The sequence below is a fragment of the Modestobacter sp. URMC 112 genome (genome assembly GCF_053502575.1).
Genome location: NZ_CP199957.1, coordinates 2,080,144 through 2,101,534 on the forward strand (window position 1 = coordinate 2,080,144; position 21,391 = coordinate 2,101,534).

The 21,391-nt window shown below is 75.1% G+C and carries 17 protein-coding genes; 11 read left to right on the top strand and 6 right to left on the bottom strand.

Translation table 11 applies throughout. From position 1 onward, the window contains the following. Nucleotides 1–69: 69 nt before the first annotated feature. A complete protein-coding gene (locus tag ACWIX6_RS09730) occupies nucleotides 70–1,770 on the bottom strand; it encodes an FAD-dependent monooxygenase (protein ID WP_448616640.1) in 1,701 nt (566 codons plus the stop codon). 5 nt (nucleotides 1,771–1,775) lie between these two features. After that, a complete protein-coding gene (locus ACWIX6_RS09735; RefSeq protein ID WP_448616641.1) occupies nucleotides 1,776–2,564 on the bottom strand; it encodes an SDR family oxidoreductase in 789 nt (262 codons plus the stop codon). Nucleotides 2,565–2,718: 154 nt separating this feature from the next. On the opposite strand from ACWIX6_RS09735, the gene ACWIX6_RS09740 reads away from it, so the two are divergent. Beyond that, complete coding sequence (locus ACWIX6_RS09740) at nucleotides 2,719–3,156, top strand: GNAT family N-acetyltransferase (protein ID WP_448616642.1); 438 nt, start codon at nucleotides 2,719–2,721, stop codon at nucleotides 3,154–3,156. Here ACWIX6_RS09740 and ACWIX6_RS09745 read toward each other — a convergent pair. Then, nucleotides 3,117–6,383, bottom strand: a complete 3,267-nt coding sequence (locus ACWIX6_RS09745; protein WP_448616643.1) for a BTAD domain-containing putative transcriptional regulator — start codon at nucleotides 6,381–6,383, stop codon at nucleotides 3,117–3,119. The genes ACWIX6_RS09740 and ACWIX6_RS09745 overlap by 40 nt on opposite strands. Nucleotides 6,384–6,584: 201 nt before the next feature. On the opposite strand from ACWIX6_RS09745, the gene ACWIX6_RS09750 reads away from it, so the two are divergent. The 4 genes from ACWIX6_RS09750 to ACWIX6_RS09765 are packed head-to-tail and all read left to right on the top strand — an operon-like array spanning nucleotide 6,585 to nucleotide 9,920. After that, the gene (locus ACWIX6_RS09750; RefSeq protein WP_448616644.1) at nucleotides 6,585–7,052 is read left to right on the top strand and encodes a hypothetical protein; all 468 of its coding nucleotides are present in this window, start codon (nucleotides 6,585–6,587) and stop codon (nucleotides 7,050–7,052) included. 9 nt (nucleotides 7,053–7,061) lie between these two features. Further along, nucleotides 7,062–7,622, top strand: coding sequence for a hypothetical protein (locus ACWIX6_RS09755; RefSeq protein ID WP_448616645.1), 561 nt, complete (start codon nucleotides 7,062–7,064; stop codon nucleotides 7,620–7,622). Then, on the top strand, nucleotides 7,619–9,436 hold the full coding sequence (locus ACWIX6_RS09760; RefSeq protein WP_448616646.1) for an FAD-dependent oxidoreductase: 1,818 nt from the start codon (nucleotides 7,619–7,621) through the stop codon (nucleotides 9,434–9,436). The genes ACWIX6_RS09755 and ACWIX6_RS09760 overlap by 4 nt, the downstream gene beginning before the upstream one ends. A 28-nt stretch (nucleotides 9,437–9,464) precedes the next feature. Next, nucleotides 9,465–9,920 (top strand): tryptophan-rich sensory protein, encoded by a 456-nt coding sequence (locus ACWIX6_RS09765; RefSeq protein WP_448616993.1) that lies wholly within the window; start codon nucleotides 9,465–9,467, stop codon nucleotides 9,918–9,920. A gap of 27 nt (nucleotides 9,921–9,947) precedes the next feature. Here ACWIX6_RS09765 and ACWIX6_RS09770 read toward each other — a convergent pair whose 3' ends face one another. Both ACWIX6_RS09770 and ACWIX6_RS09775 read right to left on the bottom strand, forming a co-directional pair. After that, entirely contained in the window at nucleotides 9,948–10,313 is a 366-nt protein-coding gene (locus ACWIX6_RS09770; RefSeq protein WP_448616647.1) for a helix-turn-helix domain-containing protein, read from the bottom strand. Nucleotides 10,314–10,542: 229 nt separating this feature from the next. Further along, nucleotides 10,543–11,718, bottom strand: coding sequence for an acyl-CoA dehydrogenase family protein (locus ACWIX6_RS09775; RefSeq protein WP_448616648.1), 1,176 nt, complete (start codon nucleotides 11,716–11,718; stop codon nucleotides 10,543–10,545). Between the two features lie 123 nt (nucleotides 11,719–11,841). Between ACWIX6_RS09775 and helR the strand changes: the two genes are divergently transcribed. Together helR and ACWIX6_RS09785 are read left to right on the top strand one after the other, a co-directional pair. Continuing rightward, the gene (gene helR, locus ACWIX6_RS09780) at nucleotides 11,842–13,995 is read left to right on the top strand and encodes an RNA polymerase recycling motor ATPase HelR (RefSeq protein ID WP_448616649.1); all 2,154 of its coding nucleotides are present in this window, start codon (nucleotides 11,842–11,844) and stop codon (nucleotides 13,993–13,995) included. Between the two features lie 45 nt (nucleotides 13,996–14,040). Further along, entirely contained in the window at nucleotides 14,041–15,267 is a 1,227-nt protein-coding gene (locus ACWIX6_RS09785; protein WP_448616650.1) for a 3-deoxy-7-phosphoheptulonate synthase, read from the top strand. Between the two features lie 28 nt (nucleotides 15,268–15,295). On the opposite strand, the gene ACWIX6_RS09790 is transcribed toward ACWIX6_RS09785, so the two are convergent. Beyond that, nucleotides 15,296–15,850 (bottom strand): dihydrofolate reductase family protein, encoded by a 555-nt coding sequence (locus ACWIX6_RS09790; RefSeq protein WP_448616651.1) that lies wholly within the window; start codon nucleotides 15,848–15,850, stop codon nucleotides 15,296–15,298. 93 nt (nucleotides 15,851–15,943) lie between these two features. Here ACWIX6_RS09790 and ACWIX6_RS09795 point away from each other — a divergent pair, with 93 nt between their 5' ends. The 4 genes from ACWIX6_RS09795 to ACWIX6_RS09810 all read left to right on the top strand — a co-directional run bounded on the left by ACWIX6_RS09795 (nucleotide 15,944) and on the right by ACWIX6_RS09810 (nucleotide 21,329). After that, the gene (locus ACWIX6_RS09795) at nucleotides 15,944–16,801 is read left to right on the top strand and encodes an aldo/keto reductase (protein ID WP_448616652.1); all 858 of its coding nucleotides are present in this window, start codon (nucleotides 15,944–15,946) and stop codon (nucleotides 16,799–16,801) included. A 146-nt stretch (nucleotides 16,802–16,947) separates the two neighbouring features. Beyond that, nucleotides 16,948–18,603, top strand: a complete 1,656-nt coding sequence (locus tag ACWIX6_RS09800; protein WP_448616653.1) for a tannase/feruloyl esterase family alpha/beta hydrolase — start codon at nucleotides 16,948–16,950, stop codon at nucleotides 18,601–18,603. A 161-nt stretch (nucleotides 18,604–18,764) separates the two neighbouring features. Then, nucleotides 18,765–19,154, top strand: coding sequence for a GAF domain-containing protein (locus ACWIX6_RS09805; RefSeq protein ID WP_448616654.1), 390 nt, complete (start codon nucleotides 18,765–18,767; stop codon nucleotides 19,152–19,154). Between the two features lie 12 nt (nucleotides 19,155–19,166). Then, a complete protein-coding gene (locus ACWIX6_RS09810; protein ID WP_448616655.1) occupies nucleotides 19,167–21,329 on the top strand; it encodes a SpoIIE family protein phosphatase in 2,163 nt (720 codons plus the stop codon). The last annotated feature ends 62 nt before the right edge of the window (nucleotides 21,330–21,391 follow it).

Sequence of the window (21,391 nt, forward strand, 5' to 3'; positions counted from 1 at the left end):
TCCCTTGAACGAGTCAAGTTCGGCTCGTCAGGTCGACGACGTCCCGGGCCTCGGCCCGCCGACGTGGGGTCAGACGGTGGTGCGCAGGACGAACAGGCGCGCGAGGTGGTCGAGCACCGGTCCGGCCGCGGCGGGCTGGCTGCGGAAGGCGATGTACCCGTCGGGCCGCACCAGGTACAGCGACTCGGCCGCGGCGCCGTAGCGGCGGTGGGCGTCCCGGTCCGGGTCGAGCAGCACGTCCACACCGTCCAGCCCGCAGGGCCTGTGCCCACCGGGCACCACGACGACGGCACGGACGTCGTCCCCCATCGCAGCTCGCACCTGCCGGGCGGTAGCGGCCAGCCGTTCGTAACCGGGGTCGGTGGCGGCCGGCCCGTCGAAGAGCACGAGCGTGGACCACGGACCGCGGAAGAGGTCGAACAGCCGCGTCGGCGCCCCGGTGTCGCCGTCGCGGCCGATGGCGTCCGGGGCGCGGTCGCCGGCACGCGGGCCGCGCCGGAACCTGAGGTGGTCCACCACCCCGGCGCCCTCCGGGTCGCCGCGGCGGCCCAGCACGTCGACCTCCCGGGCCCACGAGGTGTCCCGGTAGCCGACGTCCAGCTCGGCCAGCTCATCGAGCATCGCCCGCTGCACCACCTCCAGCCGCAGCGCCGGGACGAGGACGCGGTCCCGCAGGAAGGTCATCACCGGATCGGGGGAGAAGATCGCGCTGTGGCCGAGGTCGCTGCCCGTCAGCACTGACCGGGCGACCGGCATCCGCTCCTCCTGGTAGGTGTCCAGCAGGTCGTCGCGTGCCCGGCCGCGCAGGACGGCGTCGAGCTTCCAACCGAGGTCGTAGGCGTCCTGGATGCCGGTGTTCATCCCCTGGCCGCCCGCCGGGCTGTGCACGTGCGCGGCGTCACCGGCCAGGAACACCCGCCCGACCCGGTAGCGGTCGACGATGGCGACGCGGGGGCTGAAGTCGGAGAGCCACGTGGCGTCGCTCAGCCGAACCTGGGCGAAGCCCCGCTCGGCGAAGAGCCGCTGGAACAGCTCCAGCGACGCCGTCTCGATCGCACCGGAGGCGTCGGGGCGGACATCGGCCTGCACCTGCCAGGTGCCGCTCCCGTCCAGCGGATCGGCGGCGAGGTACCGGTCGTCGTCGAACCAGGCGAAGGACGAGCCGTCGGCGGGCAGTCCCTCGATCCGGACGTCGCCCAGCACGAAGTGCTCGGCGTGCTCCTCCCCGCGCATCGGGATGCCGGTGAGGGTGCGCACCCGGCTGTGCCCGCCATCGCAGCCGACCAGGTAGGCGGCACGGACCACGTCCACCGCCCCGGTGGCGGTGTCCCTGACGCCGGCGGTGACGCCGTCGTCGTCCTGGTCGAGGTCGACGAGCTCCTGCCCGAGCTCGACGGCGCCACCCAGGGCCGACAGGCGCGTCCGGAGCACCTGCTCGGTCCGCCACTGCGGCAGGACGACGAGGTTCGGGTAGGGGACGCCGGGCTGCGGAGGGCGGGCGGGCACCTCCAGGTCCAGCGCGAGCCGTCCGCCCGAGTACAGGTGCAGCCGGTGCGAGCTGCGGCCGGCGGCCAGGGCGGCGTCGGCGATCCCCAGGTCGTCGAAGACCTCGAGGCTCCGCGGCTGCAGGCCCTTGCCCCGGGACCGGGTGTGGTGCGTGGGCGCCCGGTCGACGACCCGGCAGGCGACGCCGCGGCGGCGCAGGTCGCAGGCCAGGGTGAGCCCGGTCGGGCCGGCCCCGACGACGAGGACGTCGGTCGTGGTGCTCATCGTGGTCAGCCCTCCAGCAGCCGGACGGGGCGGCGGCCGTCCAGGAACTCCCGCCAGGTGCGGCCGCCGGAGCGGTTGCCGGGGACGAGGTTCGCGCCCGCCCGCAGCGCCGCGGACGCCGCTCCGGGGAGCGGGAGCTCGATCACCGGGCGGCGACGCCCGGTCGACCGGAGGCCGTCCCGCACGAGCTGCTCGACCCCGAACACCTCCGGCCCGCCGAGGTCGGGCAGCCGGCCGGCAGGCCCGGACTCCACGACGGCCGCCAGCCGGCGGGCGACCTCGTCGACGTCGATCGGCTGGACCCGCCACCCGCGCGGCACCGGCACGACGGGCAGCTTCCCCATCCGGCCGACCAGGTCGTCGACGAACGCGTGGAACTGGGTCGTGCGCAGGACGGTCCACGGCAGCCCGGACCGCTCGATCGTGCGCTCGGCGGCCAGCTTGGACCGGTAGTACGCCGTCGGGATGCGGTCGATGCCGACGATGGAGATGAAGACGACGTGCGGCCTCCCGGCGCCCTGCGCGGCCGCCACGAGTCGCGCGGTGCCCTGCACGTCGACCGTCCGGGAGCGCCGCGGGTCGGTGGCGCAGAGCACGATCGCGGCCGTTCCGGCCACTGCCCCGGCCAGGCCCGCGCCGGTTCCGAGGTCCGCCACGACCACGTCGGCGCCGGGCGCCGGGGGCGGAGCCGGTCGCCGGCTGAGGATCCGCACGGGATGGCCCTCGGACGTCAGCGCGCGGACCACCCGGCGCCCGAGCTGTCCGCTGCCACCGGTGACGAGCACGGTGTCCATCGCGCGTTCCCTCCGTCGAGGTCGGTCGGTGGTGCGACCGTCGTCGGTGGACCTTGACGGTCGGTTGGCCGATCCCGCCCTCGCGGCGTCAAGCCGGTGTCAAACCACGGCGGGGACCGTCGGGCACGGACACCCGCGACCCGGTGGAGGGACGATGACGCCGATCCCGCGAGGCTCGCCGGCCGGCATCGTCTTCCGGCGGCTCGAGGGGGACGGCGAGCGGCGACAGGCCGCGCGCCTGCTGCCCGACTGCGGCCTGGACGACCACGACGCGGCCTGCGTCTGGTACGGCCTGTGCGACCTGACCGCGACGGTGGAGAGCGGCCTCGCCGGGGTGGCGGTGGTCCGCCGCGTGGACGCCACGACCGCCCGACTGTGTGGTCTCGCCGTGTCGGCGGCCTACCGCGATCCTGCCCTCGGACGCCGGTTGGTGTGCGAGGTCGCGGACCGGCTCCGGGCTTCGGGCGTGGAGGAGCTCACTGCCCCGCCCACGCTCGGCCGCCGGGCCGCCGCGCTGCTCGTCGAGGCCGGTCTGGTCCCGCAGTGCCAGGCTCAGCGCCCTGGACCAGGCTCGTCGCAGCTCTCGCTGTGAGGACCGGTCGCGAGCGTGCGGCCGGTCTCCAGGGCGCGTTGCTCCAGCATCGCGGACCCCTGGTCGCGCGCCACGGTGAGCGCCCGTCGGAGGGCGCCGCGGGCCTCCTCGGCGCGCGGTGGCGCCAGCGCGACCAGGCACAGGGCACGGAGGCGGTGGAGCTCGGACTCGTAGGAGCGCTCACCCGTGCGCTCGACCCGGGCCAGCGCGTCGTCGAGGAGGTGCAGCGCATCGACGGGCTGACCGTTGCGGAGGTGCGCCTCGGCCAGCAGGCCGAGACCCCACCCGACCAGGTGCTGGGTGCCGCCGGCCTCGGTCCGCGCGAGGTGACCCCGGAGGGCGGGGATCGCAGCCACCGGATCGTCCTCGACGGCGCGCACCCAGCTCAGCACGACGGCCGCGTACCCGGCCGGCCAGGGCAGGTTCCAGCGCTCCACCAGCTCCAGCGTCTCGGTGGCCCACTTCAGCGCCGCCGGTGGGTCGCGGCGCATGGCGGATACGAGGGCGGCTCCGGTGAGGGTGAGGGCCTGGGCGAAGGGGGACCCACCGCGCGAGTCCCTGACGGCCGTCTCCAACAGCTCGATCCCCGCGTCCGGCTCGTCCAGGGACGTGAGCACCGCGGCCAGCTGCAGCTGCAGCACGGTCCTCGGCGGCGGGACCTGGCGGCCGTCCACCGGGCCCGCCACCCGCAGGCCCTGCTCGAGGTGGTCCCTGGCGGCGGCAAGCCGGCCCTGGGACCACAGGGTGCGACCCAGCGCCAGGTGGCTCAGCACGAGGGCGGCCGGGTCGTCACTGCTCCGGGCGATGTCCAGCATGACCTCGGCCAGGGCGGCGGCGGCCGAGTGGTCGGCCCGGGCGAAGGCCACCTCGTAGAGGCTGCGGCAGGCAGCGAGCAGGGCCGACCTGTCGCCGAGCGCGTCGGCCAGCTCCCGTGCTCGGCTGAAGTGGACCCGTGCGTGCTCGCAGCCGCTGCCGTGCAGTTGCACGAGCAGCGTGCCGAGACGCAGCCTGACGGCCAGCTCCGAGGCGTCGCGCGACGCCGCGGGCGCCGCGGTGGCCAGCAGGTCCAGGCTGCGGCGCAGCTGCCGCTCGGCCTCCTCGTGGGCGAAGGTGTCCAGGCACCGCTCGGCTGCGGCGATCACGTGGGGGACCGCCCGCTCGGCGCCGACCACCGGCGCGGCGAGCCACCAGTGCTGGGCCAGCTGCAGGACGGAGTCCGCGTCGTCGCTCCGGTGGTCGAGCAGTGCCTGCCCCACCCGGGCGTGCAGCCGGGCCCGGCGCGCCCGGCTGATCTCGCCGTAGATGGCCTCGCGGACCAGCGCGTGCGCGAAGCGGAAGCGGCCCACCGTCGCCGGGTCCTCGAGCACGAGCCCGGCCGACACGGTGAGCTCGACGGCGGAGAGCGTGTCGTCGTCGTCCATCCCCGTCACGGCGCGGACGACGTCGAGGTCGAACTCCTGACCGACGACCGCCGCGACCAGCAGCACCGTCCGCGTCTGGTCCGGCAGCCGGGCCAGTCGTCGCCGGAGGACGTCGCGCACCCCGGCGGGGACCTGCTGCGCGACCAGTGACGTGGCCTCGGCCGGGGTCCTCCCGGGCCAGCCGTTGGCGTCGAGCAGACGGATGACCTCGAGCACGAAGAACGGGTTGCCACCGGTGCGGTCGCTGATCAGCCGGGCCAGCTCGTCGTCCGCGTCCGCGCCGGTGTGGGACGCCATGACCTGGGCCACGTCGGCGACTGCCAGGCCGGCCAGCTCGAGGCGGTCGACCGGCGCCGTCCGTGCCAGCTCGGCCAGCGTGTCGGCGAGCGGCTCGCCGCCGTCGAGCGTCCGGTCCCGGTAGGTCACCAGCACCACGACGGGGGTGTCCGCCACCGTCCGGGCGAGGTGGCCCAGCAGCCGCAGGGAGGCGACGTCGGCCCACTGCAGGTCGTCGAGGACCACCAGCAGGGGGCGGGCGGAGGCGAGGTCCCGCAGCGCAGCGGTGGCTGCCTGGCAGACCCGGAAGCGGGCTGCCTCCGGGTCGACGACCGGGGCGGACGCGCGGGGTCCACCGTCCGCCAGCTCCGGCAGGACCGGTGCCAGCTCGACGGAGTGGGCTGCCGCCCCGGCGCGGAGCGGCCCGGCCGTCCCGTCGCCGAGGAGGCTCCGGAGCACCTGCGTCCACGGCCAGAACGGCGGGGCTCCGGCGTCCTGGTCGCTGCGACCCCAGGCCACCGTGACGCCGGACGCGCGGGCGCGTCGCGCCGCTTCCTCGGCCAGTCGTGTCTTGCCGATCCCGGGCTCACCCGCCACCAGGACGATCCGGCCCCGCCCGCCGGCCGTCCCGGCCAGCGCCCGCTCCACCACCCCCAGCTGCGCGCTCCGGCCGACCAGTGCGACGCCCGCCGGGTCCACCGCCCCGTCCGGGCTCCCCGGTGCCGCCGCGGGACGCCGCCCGACGGCGACGGCGGGAGCCGCCGTCCGGTCCAGGTGGGGGGCCTGGGCCAGGATGTCCCGCTGGAGGTCCCGGAGCGGCTGCCCGGGGTCGAGCCCGAGTTCCTCGCGCAGCCGCGCGCTGAACTGCTGATAGCTCTGCAGCGCCTCCGCCTGCCGTCCGCAGCGGTAGAGCGCCGCCATCCGCAGACCCTGGAGACGCTCCCGGAACGGGTGCTCCGCGGACAGCTGCTCGAGCTCGGCGGCGATGACGGCGTGCCGGCCGAGCGCGAGGTCGGCGCTCAGCCGACCCTCCAGCGCGGTCAGCCGGAGGTCGTCCAGGCGGGCCCGTTCGGCCTGGACGAAGGGGGCGTCGCCGACGTCGGCCAGCACGGGGCCACGCCACAGCCGGAGGGCTCGCTGCAGCGTCTCCGCGGCACGCGCTGCCTCGTCCCGCTGCAGGAGGTCGTGTCCGGTCTGCGCCAGCGTCTCGAACCGCGCGGCGTCGAGGTCCTCCGGTCCCACCACGATGCGGTAGCCGGGGGCCTGGTTGACGATCACGGTCGCCGGCGCACCGGGGGCGCGGTGGGGTTCCAGCAGCCGGCGCAGGTGTGAGACGTAGGCCTGCACCGATGCCAGGGCCTGCGGCGGCGCCTGTCGGCCCCACACCTCCTCGACCAACCTGTCGAGCGACACGACCCGGCCGGCGTGGAGCAACAGGATCGCCAGGACGACGCGTTGCTTGGGCCGGCCGAGGGCCAGGGGGTGTCCGGCGTCGAGGACCTGCAGCGGCCCGAGGATCTCGAACTGCACCGCCCACCTGCCTCCTCGGCCCCGCCGTGCTCGCCGTCGGGCCATCCTGCCCCGCGGCGGCCCGGATCCCGCCCCTTCCCGCGTCGTCGTCTCCGCTCCCGTCAAGCAGATGGCCACGAACCGTCAAGCCGCGGGTCCGACGCTGCTCCCGGGAGCTCGGCCCCGCGCCGACACCGATCCCCGTCCCTCCCGGAGGCCCGCATGCGATCCGCCATCAAGCTGCTGCTGGTGTGGTTCACCTCCTTCGGACTCGCCATCGGCCTCTGGCAGGCCGTCTTCCCGGCCTCCTTCCACGCCGACTTCCCCGGGATGGGTCACCACTGGGTCAGCCCGGACGGTCCCTACAACGAGCACCTGCTCCGCGACGTCGGGCTGGGCAACCTCGCAGTCGGCACCGTCGCGCTGGTCGCGCTGCTGACGGGCGTCATCTGGGTGGCCCGCGCCGTCGGCCTGGCCGTGCTCGTGCTGCACCTGCCCCACCAGCTCTACCACCAGGCCCACGTGTCGGTCCTGCCCACCCGGATCGACCAGGTCCTGCAGTCCGTGAGCCTCGCCGCGGTCAGCCTGGCCGCCATCGCGCTGGTGGTCCTGACGTTCCGCGTGCCGGCCGCACCGGCCCCTCCCGCACCGACGACGACCCGTCGCGCACCCGCGCCGACCCACCCCTAGGAGCACGCCATGGACATCGCACAGCTGCTCGCCGACGTCGGCGACTGGGCCTTCGACCGCCACGCCAACGTGCTCAGCTGGTACGTCAGGCCGCTCTTCCTGCTCCCGCTGGCCTTCTTCGCCCACCGGCGCAGCGGCTGGGGCATCGCCGGCACGCTCGTCGCGCTGGCCACGAGCATCGCCTGGTTCCCCGCGCCCGCGCAGCCCGATCCGCGGGTGCTGGAGTTCCTCGACTTCGAGCGGGACTGGCTCACCGGCGACTGGGACGCGCAGCAGGTCCTGCTGTCCCTGCTCGGTCCGCTGTCCCTCGCGGCCTTCTGCCTGGCGTTCTGGAAGCGGTCCCTGACCTGGGGGCTGGTCATCCTCAACACGATGGCCGTCGGCAAGCTCGCCTGGGGGGTCCTCGCCGGGAACGGCACCGGATGGGCGATGACCGCGCCGGCGCTCGCGGGGATGGTGATCGGCGACGTCGTCCTGCTCGGGGTGCTGCGGCGGAGGCGGGCGCGCCGGCACCAGCCCGCGACCGAGCCGTCGGCTCCGCCGGTCCTGTCGTCGGCGAGCTCCTCGTGACCACCGAGGAGCTGCCCGCGACCGCGACGGTGTGCATCGCCGGCTGTGGACCCGCCGGGGCGGTGCTCGGCCTGCTGCTGGCCCGGGCGGGCATCGACGTCGTCGTCCTCGAGGAGCACGCGGACTTCCTGCGCGACTTCCGCGGCGACACCGTGCACGCCTCGACCATGCAGGCGCTGGCGGAGCTCGACCTGCTGGAGGGCTTCGAGCAACTGCCGCAGCAGCGCACGACGACCATCATGCTGATGACCGACGACGGGTTGGTCCCGCTCGGCGACTTCTCCCGGCTCCCGGGCAGGTTCCAGTGCCTGTCGATGGTGCCGCAGTACGAGTTCCTGGACTTCCTCACCACCGAGGCCGCGCGAGCCCCCTCGTTCGCTCTCCACCGGCGGGTCGAGGTCGTCGGGCTGGTCGAGGAACAGGGCGCGGTGACCGGGGTCCGCTACCGGCGCAGGGACGGCGACGGCTCCGAGGGGGAGCTGCGCGCGCTGCTGACGGTCGCCGCCGACGGGCGGCACTCCGCCGTGCGCCGGGCAGCCGGCCTGTCCCTCGTCGAGTACGGAGCCCCGTTGGACGTGCTCTGGTACCGGCTCCCGAAGAGCCCGGGGGACCCGGCGGCCTCCTTCGCGCGGCTGGTGCCCGGCCGGTTGCTCCCGATGATCGACCGGGGCAGCTACTGGCAGGGCGCCTACACCATGCCGAAGGGGACGGTCGAGACGCTGCGGGCGGCGGGCATCGAGGCCCTCCGGGCGGACCTGCGACGCGCTCTGCCCTTCCTGGGGGACCGGGTCGACACGGCCCTCCGCAGCTGGGACGACACCGGCTTCCTGGAGGTCCGGGTCGACCGGCTGCGGCGCTGGTACCGGCCGGGACTGCTGTGCATCGGGGACGCCGCCCATGCCATGTCACCCGTCGCGGGTGTCGGGATCAACCTCGCCGTCCAGGACGCCGTGGCCGCGGCCAACGCCTTGGTCCCGCCCCTGCGCCGGGGGGTCGTGACGCCCCGCGACCTCCGGCGGGTGCAGCGACGTCGCGACCTCCCCACGCGGGTCACCCAGCTCGTCCAGCGCGGCGTCCAGCGGCAGCTGTTCGGCGCAGCGGGAGCCGGGGCCCCGCGGAGTGGTGTCCCCGTGCCGCTGCGCGTTCTGTCCCGCGTACCACCGCTGCTGCGGCTGTTCTCCCGCTTCATGGCGATCGGGATCCGCAACGAGCACGTCGCCCTGCCCCGAGCGGACGCGATCGACGGGACGGGCACCCCCATCCCGTGGACGCCGTGCCGGTGCCCGCAGCACCACCCGTCGGACCGAACCGAGGAGCAGACCGTGTCCAAGCGACTCTCGACCCACGTCGACATCGAGGCCGGGCCTGACCGGGTGTGGGAGGTGCTCACCGACCTCGCCGCGTACCCGGAGTGGAACCCGTTCATCGTGCGGGCGGAGGGAGTGGTGCAGCCAGGTCGTCGGCTGACCCTGAGGATGCAGCCGGTGGGCGGTCGGGCCATGACCGTGCGCCCCCGGCTCGTCGCGGTCGCCGTCGACCGGGAGCTGCGGTGGCGCGGCCGGCTGGGCCTGCCCGGGCTGATGGACGCCGAGCACGCCTTCCTGCTCCGGGCGCAGGCCGGCGGGACCCGGCTGGTCCACCAGGAGACGTTCCGCGGTGTCCTCGTCCCCTTCGTCGCCGGATCGCTGGACCGGAACACCCTGCCGGCGTTCGTGGCGATGAACGAAGCGCTCAAGCGGCGGGCGGAGGACCCGCCGCGCGCCGGAGCGCGCAGCAGCGGCCCGGCTGCCGGCGACGCCTCCCGTTCCTCGTGAGGCGGGGATCGGTGCTCCTGGCGGGCGCCTGCGCCGGTGCGGCCGCGGTCGCGGGGAACGCCTTCATCGGGACGGGGGCGATGGATGGTTCCGGGGCCTCACGGCTGCACGCTGGCAGTTGCCCCTGCCTGCCTCGCTGGTCGTCGGCGCGCTCTACTACGGGGTCATCGGGGACGTGCTGGCACGCAGCATCGATCGTCGGGACGCCGGGAGCACCGCATGGGGCCTGGCGGTCCTCGTCGGGAACGAGGCCTGGAACGGCGCCTTCTTCGGCCGTCGCAGCGCCCGTGCCGGCTTCGTGGGCCTGTGCGCCTTCCTCGTCCCGCTCCTGGCGCTGCAGCGCTCGGTGGCGGGGGACGCGCACTCGCGCACCGTCCTGGCCCCGTACACGGCCTTCGTGCTGCTCTACGACCTGCCGTGGACGTACCGGCTGTGGCGGCTCAACCCGACGGGCGGTCGGCCGCGCAGCTCCGGCACGGGGTGACGAGCCGCCGGTGCGGCTCGACCGAGGTCAGGCGACGTCGGTGCGGGCGTCGGTCAGGTAGTCGCGGACCGCGGGCTCGGGGACCCGGAAGGACCGGCCGACGCGCACGGCGGCCAGCTCTCCGCCGTGCACGAGGCGGTAGACGGTCATCTTGGAGACCCGCATGATCGCCGCGACCTCGGCCACGGTCAGGAAGGTGACCGCGGGGCGCGGAGCGGGCCGCTCGACCAGCGGTCGCTGACCCAGCGGGACGGCGCCGGGCTGCAGCCGGACACCCGAGGGCACCGGGCGCGTCTGCTGGACGCCGGGCACCGCGGGCCGGGTGTAGGGCCGCTGGCCGGGCGCGACCTGACGGGGGAGGACCGGAGCGGGGGAGCGCTGGGGAAGGGGCACGATGTTCCTCTCGGGATGGTCCACGAACCGCCGGGCCGGCTGGTCTGCGGCGACGTTGCGCGTCTGCGTTGCTACGGACCGTATGCGAACCGATCCGGCGTCCGCGAGGACATCGTGGGACGAGACGAACCGGTCCACTTCGTCAGGTGTTGACCGTGCGCATGCGGAGGGCGATGCGACGGGCGAGGCGAGGGGGCGCAGCGACGAGGGCACGGCGCGCCGCGCGGGCTCAGTAGGACCGCGGCAGCCCCAGCACCTTCGTGGCCACGAACGCCTTGATCAGGTTGTTGTTGACCGGCGCCACCTGGTACAGCCGGGTCTCGCGGAACTTCCGCTCGATGTCGAACTGGTCGACGAACCCGTTGCCGCCGTGGGTGTCCAGGGCCGCGTTCGCCGCGGCCCAGCTGGCCTCCGACGCGAGGTGCTTCGCCATGTTCGCCTCGGCGCCGCACGGCCGGCCCTCCTCGAACAGCCGGGCCGCCTCGGAGCGCATCAGGTCCGCGGCGCGCACCTTCATGTACGCGTCGGCGAGCGGGAACTGCACGCCCTGGTTGGCCCCGATCGGGCGGCCGAAGACGGACCGGTCGTTGGCGTAGGCGACCGCCCGCTCGATGAACCAGTAGCCGTCCCCGATGGCCTCGGACGCCAGCAGGATCCGCTCGGCGTTCCAGCCGTCGATGACGTAGCGGAAGCCCGCGCCGACCTGCCCGACGACGTGGTCGGCCGGGACGCGCACGCCCTTGTAGAACACCTGGTTGGTGGCGTAGTTGAACATCGTCCGCACCGGCACCACCTCGAGGGCGTCGGGCTGGTCGGCCCGCACCTGGCGCAGATCGACCAGGAACAGGGTCAGGCCGCCGGTGCGGTCGCCGTCCGGCTCGCCGGTGCGGGCGAGGACCAGGGCGAGGTCGGACTCCAGGATGCGGCTGGTCCAGTTCTTGTGCCCGGTCAGCACGAAGTCCTCGCCGTCGCGCGTGGCGGTGGTGCTGATGCGGGTGGTGTCCGACCCGGCGGCCGGCTCGGTGATGGAGAAGGCCTGCAGCCGCAGCTCGCCCGAGGCGATGAGCGGCAGGTAGGTGTCCTTGAGCTCGTCGCTGCCGTGCCGCAGCAGCGCACCCATCGTGTACATCTGCGCGTGGCAGGCCGCCGAGTGGCCGCCCGACCGGTTGATCTCCTCCATGACCACCGCGGCCTGGGTCAGCCCCAGGCCCGCACCGCCGTACTCCACCGGGATGAGGACCGACAGCAGGCCGGCGGAGGTGAGGGTGTCGACGAACTCCTGCGGGTAGCGGCGGTCGCGGTCGGTCTCCCGCCAGTACTCGTCCGGGAACCGCGCGCACAGCTCGCGGGTGCGGGCGCGCAGGCCCTCGGGACCGGTCCCGGCCAGGCCGCCTGGGGTGCTCATGCCGACGATCGTCGCGGGTTCTCCCCGCCACCTCCAAGCTATAGCGCCCCGGGGGGCTTGCCGCAAGGCCCGGGTCGGGTCCCACACTCGTCAGCCGAGGCCCTGACCTGCGGAGATGATGACGTGAGCCCCGTGACCACCAGCGCGTTCGACCTCCCCGACCGGCTCGCCGCCAAGGCCGCCCCGGCACTGGTCGGCGGCGACGAGCAGCACTTCGCGGCCCTCGGCGAGAGCCTGGCGCGGTCCATCGCCGAGCTCTCCGCCCGCCTCGACGCCGAGCGCCGGGCACCCGGCGGCACGGGGCAGGAGGCGCTGGACCGCGACCTGGAGGTGCACCGGCTGGCGGCCCGGCTGCGGGCCCTGCGTCGCTTCGGGCTGGACCTGTGCCTGGGGCGCATGGTCGGCGCGGACGGCGCCGAGCCGGTGTACGTCGGCCGGCTCGGCCTCACCGACAGCACCGGTCGCCGGCTGCTGCTGGACTGGCGGTCGCCCGCGGCCGAGCCGTTCTTCGGCGCCACCCACGCCGACCCGATGGGACTGGCCAGCCGGCGCCGCTACCGCTGGACCCGTGGCCGGGTCACCGACTACTGGGACGAGGTCTTCACCGCCGACGGGCTGGCCGGCCACGCCGCCTCGCTGGACGACCAGTCCGCGTTCATCGCCAGCCTGGGCGGCACCCGGTCCGCCCGGATGCGCGACGTGCTCGGCACCATCCAGGCCGACCAGGACGCGATCATCCGCGCCGGCTCCTCGGGCGCTCTCGTCGTGGACGGCGGTCCGGGCACGGGCAAGACCGTCGTCGCCCTGCACCGCACCGCCTACCTGCTGTACGCCGACCCGCGCCTGGGCTCCCGGCGGGGCGGCGTGCTGTTCGTCGGCCCGCACCAGCCGTACCTGGCCTACGTCTCCGACGTCCTGCCCAGCCTCGGTGAGGAGGGCGTGCGGACCGCCACGCTGCGCGACCTCGTCCCCGAGGGGGCCGCCGCCGGGGTGGAGGCCGATCCGGACGTCGCCCGGCTGAAGTCGTCCGCGGACCTGGTGACCGCGGTCGAGGCCGCCGTCCGCTTCCACGAGGAGCCGCCGCGCACCGGGCTGGTCGTCGAGACCCCCTGGTCCGACGTCGAGCTGAGCCCGGAGGACTGGGCCGAGGCGTTCGAGGCGGCCGAACCCGGCGTCCCGCACAACGAGGCACGCGAGCTGGTCTGGGAGCAGCTGCTCACCATCCTGGGAGACGCGCACGGGGAAGACGACGTCCCGGCCGACCAGCTGCGGACGGCGCTGGCACGCGACCGGGAGCTGCGCGGGGCCCTCGACCGGGCGTGGCCGCTGCTGGACGCCGCCGACCTGGTGGGGGACCTGTGGTCGGTGCCCGCCTACCTGCGCCACTGCGCTCCCTGGCTCCGCGCCGAGGAGGTGCGCGCGCTGCAGCGCCGGGACCCGCGGGCGTGGACGGTGTCGGACCTGCCGCTCCTGGACGCCGCCCGGCAGCGGCTCGGCGACCCGGAGGCGTCCCGCCGGAAGCGCCGGCAGGAGGCGGTCGCCGCACGGGAGCGCGAGCGGATGGCCACCGTCATCGACGAGCTGATCGCGGCCGACGACTCCGAGTTGCTGCTGATGACCAGCCTCCGCCACCAGGACCTCCGCGACGCCCTGGTCGACGAGGGCGCGCTGCCGGCCGCCGACCCGGACCTGCTGGCCGGCCCGTTCGCGCACGTCGTGGTGGACGAGGCGCAGGAGCTGACCGACGCGGAGTGGCAGATGCTGCTGCAGCGCTGCCCGTCCCGCAGCCTCACCGTCGTGGGGGACCGCGCCCAGGCCCGGCACGGGTTCCCCGAGTCGTGGCAGGAACGGCTCGGGCGGATCGGGCTCGACCGGGTCGCGCTGGCCTCGCTGAGCATCAACTACCGGACGCCGGCCGAGGTCATGGCCGAGGCCGAGCCGGTGATCCGGGCGGTGCTGCCGGACGCGAACGTGCCGACCTCCGTCCGCAGCAGCGGCGTCCCCGTCGTGCACGGTCCCGTGTTCGAGCTGGGGTCGATCGTGGACAGCTGGCTCGCCGCGCACGCCGAGGGCACCGCCTGCGTGATCGGCGACCCCGCCTTCGAGGCGACGTCCCGGGTCCGGTCGCTGCCCCCGGAGCTGGTGAAGGGGCTCGAGTTCGACCTGGTCGTGCTGGTGGACCCCGAGGCGTTCGGCACGGGCATCGAGGGAGCGGTCGACCGCTACGTCGCGATGACCCGGGCGACCGGGCAGCTCGTCGTCCTCACCAGCGGGTGACGCCCGGCTGCCGCCGCCCGGCGGCGCCCCGGCAGACTCGCCGAGGTGGACCGGATCCTGGAAGCGGCGACGAGGGTCGCCGACCACCTGCTCGACGTGCAGACGCGGGTCAACGCGCAGATCGACGCGACACTGGCGGACCTGCTGCCCGGGGTGCGGCAGCGACTCGGCGTCGACGGCGTGGACGACGTGGACCTCACCGGCCTGGTGAACACCCGGATCACCGGCTCGAGCGTCGTCGTCACGCCGGCGGCGGTCGCGACCGTCGTCCCGCTGTCGGCCGCGTCCGTCGCCACGACCGGCGCCGGGCGGCGGGCGCTGACCGACATCGTGGAGGGGCGGGACGACCGGCTGGCCGTCATCGCCGGCCCGTGCTCGGTCCACGACCCGGCCGCCGCGGTGGAGTACGCCGCCTTCCTCGGCCGGATGCGCGAGCGGCACGGCGGGGACCTGGAGATCGTCATGCGGACGTACACCGAGAAGCCGCGGACCGAGGTCGACTGGAAGGGCTTCGCCTACGACCCCTTCCTGGACGGGTCGAGCCGGATCAGCGTGGGGCTGGTCGCCACCCGGATGCTGATGTGCCGCATCACGGCCATGGGCGTGCCGGTGGCCGCGGAGCCGCTCAACGCGCTCACGCCGCAGTACGTCAACGGACTGGTCACCTACAACGGGGTGGGCGCCCGCAACGTCACCGACCAGACCGCCCGCGAGCGGGTGTCCGGGTTCTCCTCCGTCGTCGGCTTCAAGAACTCGCCGGAGGGCAGCATCGACGTCGCCGTGCAGGCGGTGCTCACCGCGCGCGCTCCGCACGAGTTCCTGGGCGTCGACCACCACGGGGTGACCGCGCAGCTGGCCACCACCGGCAACGACACCGGCCACGTCATCCTGCGCGGCGACCGGCACGGTCCCAACTACTCCGCGGCGCACATCGCCGACACCCGGCGGAAGCTGGCCGAGCGTGGGCTCCCCGAGGTGGTCGTCGTCGACGCCTCGCACGGCAACAGCCAGAAGGACCACCTGCGCCAGATCGAGGTCGTCCGGGACCTGGCCGGGCAGATCGCGGGCGGTGAGGGGGCGATCCGCGGCGTGATGGTGGAGAGCAACCTCGTCGCCGGGCGGCAGGACCTCGACCGCCGTCCCGAGGACCTGGAGTACGGCGTGAGCGTCACCGACGCCTGCGTCGACCCCGCGACGACCGAGCGGATGCTGGCCCAGCTGGCCGACGCCGTCCGGGCGCGGCGCCGCACCGGCGTCCCGGCGCACCGCTGACCGGCCCGCGGCGCTCCGGCCGCACGGGTCAGCGGCGCACCCGGTAGGTGCTCTGCACCATGCCGCCGGCGAGGACGGCGGTGCGCTCGTGCTCCAGCACGACGTCCGCCGGCAGCTCGCCGAAGGGCGTCAGGCCGGTGCCGATGAGGACCGGGACCCGGGACAGCGTCAGGTCCGTGACCAGCCCCGCGGCCAGGAAGGTGTGCACCGTCCGGCCGCCGTCGACGTACACCCGGCGGTGGCCGGCCGAGCTCAGCGCGGCCACCGCGTCCTCGAAGGAGCCGTGCACCACGATCCGCGGGTCCGCACCGGGCTCGAGGGTGCTGCTCAGCACGTGCACCGGCTTGCCCTGGTAGGGCCACTCGTCCATCGGGGCGATGACCTCGTAGGTCGACCGGCCCATCAGCAGCGCGTCGATGCCGGCGACGAAGTCGGAGAAGCCGAAGTCGCCGCCCTCGCCGTCGTCGGGTGCGCCGCCGACGTCGTCCCCGCCGGTCAGCCAGGAGAGGTCGCCGTCGAGGCGGGCGATGAACCCGTCGACGCTCATGCCGAGGAAGACCGACGCGGTGAAGGAGGCGTCCATGGCGTCCACCGTGCCGCACCGGTACGACGATCGGCACCCCCCGCGTCCCCGGTGCGGCAGGAACGCGACCCGTGCCCGCCCTACACTCCGGCGATGATCCGACGGGCACCGTTCGGCAGCACCGGTCACGAGTCCAGCCGCGTCGTCTTCGGCGCCGCGGCGCTGGCCCGGGTGACGCAGCGCGAGGCGGACGGCGCGCTGGACCTGCTGCTGGAGCACGGCATCAACCACATCGACGTCGCCGCCTCCTACGGGGACGCCGAACTGCGCGTCGCGCCCTGGCTGCGGCGCCACCCGGACACCTTCTTCCTCGCCACCAAGACCGGCGAGCGCAGCCGCCGCGGGGCGCGGGAGGAGATCCACCGGTCCCTGGACCGCCTCGGCGTCGACCGGGTCGACTCGATCCAGCTGCACAACCTGGTGGACGTCATCGAGTGGGAGACCGCGCTGGGAACCGGCGGCGCCCTCGAGGCGGCGGTCGAGGCGCGCGAGGAGGGCCTGGTGCGGTTCATCGGGGTCACCGGCCACGGCCTCTCCGTGCCCGAGGTGCACCGGCGCAGCCTCGAGCGCTTCGCCTTCGACTCCGTGCTCGCGCCGTACAACTGGGTGCAGATGCAGGACGAGCGCTACGCCGCCACCTTCGAGGCGCTGGCCGCGGTGTGCCGGGACCGCGGCGTCGCCCTGCAGACGATCAAGAGCCTGGCCCGCCGCCGGTGGGACGGCCGCACCGCCACCGCCGCGACCTGGTACGAGCCCCTCCGGGAGGTCGACGAGATCGACCTGGCGGTGCACTGGGTGCTCGGCCGCCCCGACGCGTTCCTGCTGACCACCGGGGACCTGGAGATCCTGCCCCGGCTGCTGGACGCCGCCGAGCGGTCCGCCGAGCGGCCGTCGGACGAGGCCATGGCCGGTCTGGCTGCCCGCAGCGAGGCCAGCCCGCTGTTCGTCTGACCCGGGGGTGGGGCCGGCGGTCACACCGCGGGTGGTGACTGTGGGTGCCCGCCACGTACGCCCGGCTTGCGGGCCTGCCTACGGTCGGTGTGACCCAGGACACGCTCCGCGCTCACACCGACCGTCGTGGAAGGACACCCGGCCCCATGCACCTGACCAGGACCAGGACAGCCGCGGCGGGGGTGGCCCTCGCCGTCGTCGCCACCCTCGGCTGGGCGCCGCCGGCCGGCGCCACCGACACCGCCGCCCGCTGCGCGGGGCTGACCGGCACCGCCGTCCCCGAGGAGGAGGTCGGCCTGCCGACGACCGGCGGGGAGGTGACCGAGGCCGCCCTCGTCGCGCCGTTCGGCACCGGGGCCGCCTCGGTCGGCGAGCACTGCACGGTGACCGTCGCGCTGCACCCGGTGGACCCCACGGCACCGGACATCCGCCTGCAGGTCGCGCTGCCCAGCACCTGGAACCAGAAGGCGCTCATGTTCGGCGGGGGCGGCTACAACGGCACCATCCCGGCCGTCGACGGCAACGTGCCCTTCGGCCCGGCCGACGAGCTGAAGCCGCTGGGCCGCGGGTACGTCACCTTCGCCAGCGACTCCGGCCACCAGACGCCCGCCGGCTTCCAGCCGACCCCGTCGCTGTACGGCGACTTCCTCGCCAACGACGAGGCGCTGCGGAACTTCGCCGGGGACGCGCTGAAGAAGACCCGGGACGCGGCGGTCCTCCTGATCGACCGGTACTACGGCCGCGCGCCGCAGCAGACCTACTTCGCCGGCGGCTCCACCGGCGGCCGGGAGGCCCTCGCGGTCGCCCAGCGGTGGGGACGGGACTTCGACGGCGTGCTCAGCGTCTACCCCGCCTTCAACGCGGCCACGCTGGACCTGTTCTTCGGGCACATGACCCGGCTGCTGGCCGCACCCGGCGCGTTCCCGCGCCCGGCCCAGCAGGTGCTCCTCTACGACGCCGTGATCGGCGCCTGCGACGAGCTGGACGGCCTGCGGGACGGCGTGGTCGGCAACGAGCCGGCCTGCGACTTCGACCCGGCCGTGCTGCGCTGCCCGGACGGGCAGGACACCGGCGACACCTGCCTGGCCGACGTGCAGATCACCGCGATCCGCGCGATCTCCGGCGCGATCACCTTCCCGTACGAGCTGGCCAGCGGGGAGACCGGCTACCCGGGCTTCCCGTACCTCTCCGGCGCCAAGATGCAGACCCCGCTGCTGGGCCTGGGCACCACCGCGCCGGCGAACCCGATGCCGAAGACGGCCGGCTACGGCATGCAGTTCTGGGACGCCTGGGTCAAGTACGCCGTGACCCGCGACCCGGGCTTCGACTCGCTGTCCCTCGACCCGCTGGCACCCGGCCCGTGGCAGGACCGGATCTCCGAGCTCACCGCCCTGCAGGACGTCAACAGCACCGACCTCAAGCGGTTCACCAAGGACGGCGGCAAGCTCCTGCTGCTGCACGGGACGGCGGACGAGCTGGTCAGCCACCGGGCCACCATCGAGTACTGGGAGCGGCTGGTGCAGGACATGGGGCAGCGGAAGGTGGACGCCTTCGCCCGCTTCTACCTCGTCCCCGGCGCCAACCACGCCAACCTGGGCGCCGCCTTCGCCGCGGGCTGGGACTCGCTCACCGCGCTGGACCGGTGGGTCACCACCGGCGTGGCCCCGGCGAACCCCGTCGTCCGGGACGTCAACCCCGGTGCCACCCGGACCCGGCCGCTGTGCCAGTACCCGCTCTACCCCCGGTACGGCGGCGCGGGGAACCCGGACTTCGCCAGCAGCTTCGACTGCGTCCCGGGCTGACCGGGGACGCCGCCGGCCCGGCTGCCCCCCGGGGGCGGCCGGGTCGGCGGACTACCATCGCTGCTCGCCGTCCGGGCGCCCGTCCGCCCGGTCGCCCCAGCACCGCGCGGCAGCCGGTGCCGGGCGACACAGCGACGGGCAGCGGACGGAGGTGCGCGGTCGTGGGGACCGAGGTGACCGGTCGCCGCCCGTGGTCCGGCGCCGGTCAGGCGCCGGTCCTCGGCCGGATCACCGAGCTGGCGGCCTCCCTCCTCGGCACGTCCGCGTCCCAGGTCTCGCTGCTGTCCGACGTGCAGACGGTCGCCGGGGGCAGCGGGCTCGCGGCCGGCGCCGTGGGCAGCCAGGGGCCGCTGGAGGACTCGCTCTGCACGGTCACCGCCGACCTCGGCGGCCCGCTGGTGGTCCCCGACGCCTCCCTCGACGCCCGGGTGTCCGGCCTGCCGCCGGTGACGTCCGGCGCGGTCGGGGCCTACCTCGGCGTGCCGCTGACCGACCCGGACGGGCGGTCCGCCGGAGCGCTGTGCGTGTTCGACCCGGCACCCCGCCAGTGATCGCCGTCCGACGTGGCGGTGCTGCAGCAGCTGGCCCGCGCGGTCACCACCGAGCTGGAGCTCGCCGCGCTCAGCGCCGACCAGCGCGCCGACCGGACGCGGTGGGACCTGGCCGCCGAGGCCGGGGAGGTCGGCACCTTCGACCTGGACCTCACCACCGGGGCGCTGGTGGCCGACGACCGGTTGCTCCGGCTGTCCGAGCTCGACCGGGCGACCTTCGGCGGGCGCCCCGAGCACGTGTACGCCCATGTGCACCCCGACGACCTCGCCGACGTCGTCGCCGCCGTCCAGGACGCCGTCAGCGGGTCCGGCTCCTACCAGGCCGAGTACCGCATCGTGCTGGCCGGGGGCGGCCACCGGTGGGTCGCGGCCAAGGGCCGGGTCGTGGAGGACGGCGACACCCGCCGGCTCATCGGCGTCGCGCACGACACCACGGCCCAGCGCGAGCCCATGCAGCGGACCGCTCTGCTGCTCGAGGGCCTGGCCGTGGGGTTCATCGCGATGGACCACGACTGGGTGCTGACCGACGTCAACTCCGAGGCCGAGCGGATCACCGGCGTCCAGCGGTCCCAGCTGCTCGGCCGGACGCTGTGGGAGGTGTTCCCGGCCACCGTCGGCACCCAGTTCGAGCACAACTACCGGCGCGCCGCCGCCACCGGCGAGCCGGTCGTCTTCGAGGCCCACTACCCGGAGCCGCTCGACGTGTGGGTCGAGGTGCGCGCCGTCCCCGCGCCGCACGGGACGGCGCTGTACTTCCTGGACGTGACGCGGCGGGTGGAGCTGCAGCGGCGCAGCGAGCTGCTGGGGCGGGTCACCGGGGAGCTGACCGGCACCCTCGACCCGGAGGTCGCCGTCGCCCGGCTGGCGCAGCTGGTCGTCCCCGAGCTGGCCGACTGGTGCCTGGTGACCCTGGTCGGGGACGAGCACCAGCACGGGTTCCGGCACGGGCTCCGGGACGTCGGGTGGTGGCACACCGACCCGGCCCAGCTCTACCGCGTCGCCGACTACGCGCAGGCCCGCATCCCCGCGCTGACCGACACGTCCTTCGTCGCCCGGGCCCTGGAGACCGGCCGGCCGGTGGTGCTGGCCGCCGACGCGACGCCCCGGATCCTCGAGGTGCTGGCCCCCGGCCGGGCGCGCCAGCTGCTCGGGCAGCTGGCGCCGGAGTCCTTCGCCGTCATCCCCCTGCGGGGTCGCGGGCGCACGGTCGGGCTGCTCAGCCTGTTCAACGGGCCGGCCCGGGGCGCGCTCGCGGGGGACTCCCTGGCCACGGCCGCCGACATCGCCGGCCGGGCCGGCCTCGCGCTGGACAACGCGCGGCTGTACCGCCGGCAGCGGCAGCTGGCCGAGGGCCTGCAGCGGTCGCTGCTGACCGCCCCGGCACAGCCGGACCACGTGCAGGTGGTGGTGCGGTACACGCCGGCGGCGGAGGCCGCCCAGGTCGGCGGGGACTGGTACGACGCCTTCCTGCAGCCCGACGGCAGCATGATCGTGACCGTCGGGGACGTCCTCGGGCACAACACCGAGGCCGCGGCGGCGATGGGGCAGATCCGGTCGATGCTGCGGGCCATCGCGGTGACCACCGGCGCCGGGCCGGCCGAGATCCTGCGCCGGGTCGACCAGGCGATGACCACGCTGCAGGTGGACACCACCGCCACCGCCGTGGTCGTCCGGATGGAGCAGTCCGAGGGGCAGGCCCGCCTCGGCCTCACCGGGGTGCACTGGGCCAACGCCGGCCACCCGCCGCCCATGGTCATCGACCCCGACGGCAGCGTGCGGACCCTGACCGGCCCCCGGTCCGAGCTGCTGCTGGGCGTCGACGACGGCACGCGCCGCCGCGAGTTCGAGGTGACCCTGGACCCCGGCGCCACCCTGGTGCTGTACACCGACGGCCTGGTCGAACGCCGCGACCAGGACCTCGACGCCGGGCTGGACCGCCTGCGCGGCGCCCTGGCGGAGCTGGCCGCCCGGGACCTGGACGACCTCTGCGACGAGCTGCTCGACCGGATGCTGCCCGGCGAGTCCGACGACGACGTGGCCTTCGTGGCCGTCCGGCTGCACCCCCAGGACCGGCCCCGCCCCGCCGAGGCCGGGCCCAACCGCATCCCGCCGGATGTCGCCGACACCCCCGAGGTCATCCCGCGGGAGGACCGGCCGGGCGCACCGTCGTCCTGACCGCCGGCGGGGTTGCCCCGCCGCCGGGGGATCGGCCAGAGTCCGGGTCGTCCGTCGCGCCG

Excerpts from the sequence above, each read along its gene's own strand:
- ACWIX6_RS09730 (WP_448616640.1), bottom strand. The coding sequence starts at position 1,770 with ATGAGCACCACGACCGACGTCCTCGTCGTCGGGGCCGGCCCGACCGGG.
- ACWIX6_RS09735 (WP_448616641.1), bottom strand. The coding sequence starts at position 2,564 with ATGGACACCGTGCTCGTCACCGGTGGCAGCGGACAGCTCGGGCGCCGG.
- ACWIX6_RS09740 (WP_448616642.1), top strand. The coding sequence starts at position 2,719 with ATGACGCCGATCCCGCGAGGCTCGCCGGCCGGCATCGTCTTCCGGCGG.
- ACWIX6_RS09750 (WP_448616644.1), top strand. The coding sequence starts at position 6,585 with ATGCGATCCGCCATCAAGCTGCTGCTGGTGTGGTTCACCTCCTTCGGA.
- ACWIX6_RS09755 (WP_448616645.1), top strand. The coding sequence starts at position 7,062 with ATGGACATCGCACAGCTGCTCGCCGACGTCGGCGACTGGGCCTTCGAC.
- ACWIX6_RS09775 (WP_448616648.1), bottom strand. The coding sequence starts at position 11,718 with ATGAGCACCCCAGGCGGCCTGGCCGGGACCGGTCCCGAGGGCCTGCGC.
- ACWIX6_RS09790 (WP_448616651.1), bottom strand. The coding sequence starts at position 15,850 with ATGGACGCCTCCTTCACCGCGTCGGTCTTCCTCGGCATGAGCGTCGAC.
- ACWIX6_RS09795 (WP_448616652.1), top strand. The coding sequence starts at position 15,944 with ATGATCCGACGGGCACCGTTCGGCAGCACCGGTCACGAGTCCAGCCGC.
- ACWIX6_RS09800 (WP_448616653.1), top strand. The coding sequence starts at position 16,948 with ATGCACCTGACCAGGACCAGGACAGCCGCGGCGGGGGTGGCCCTCGCC.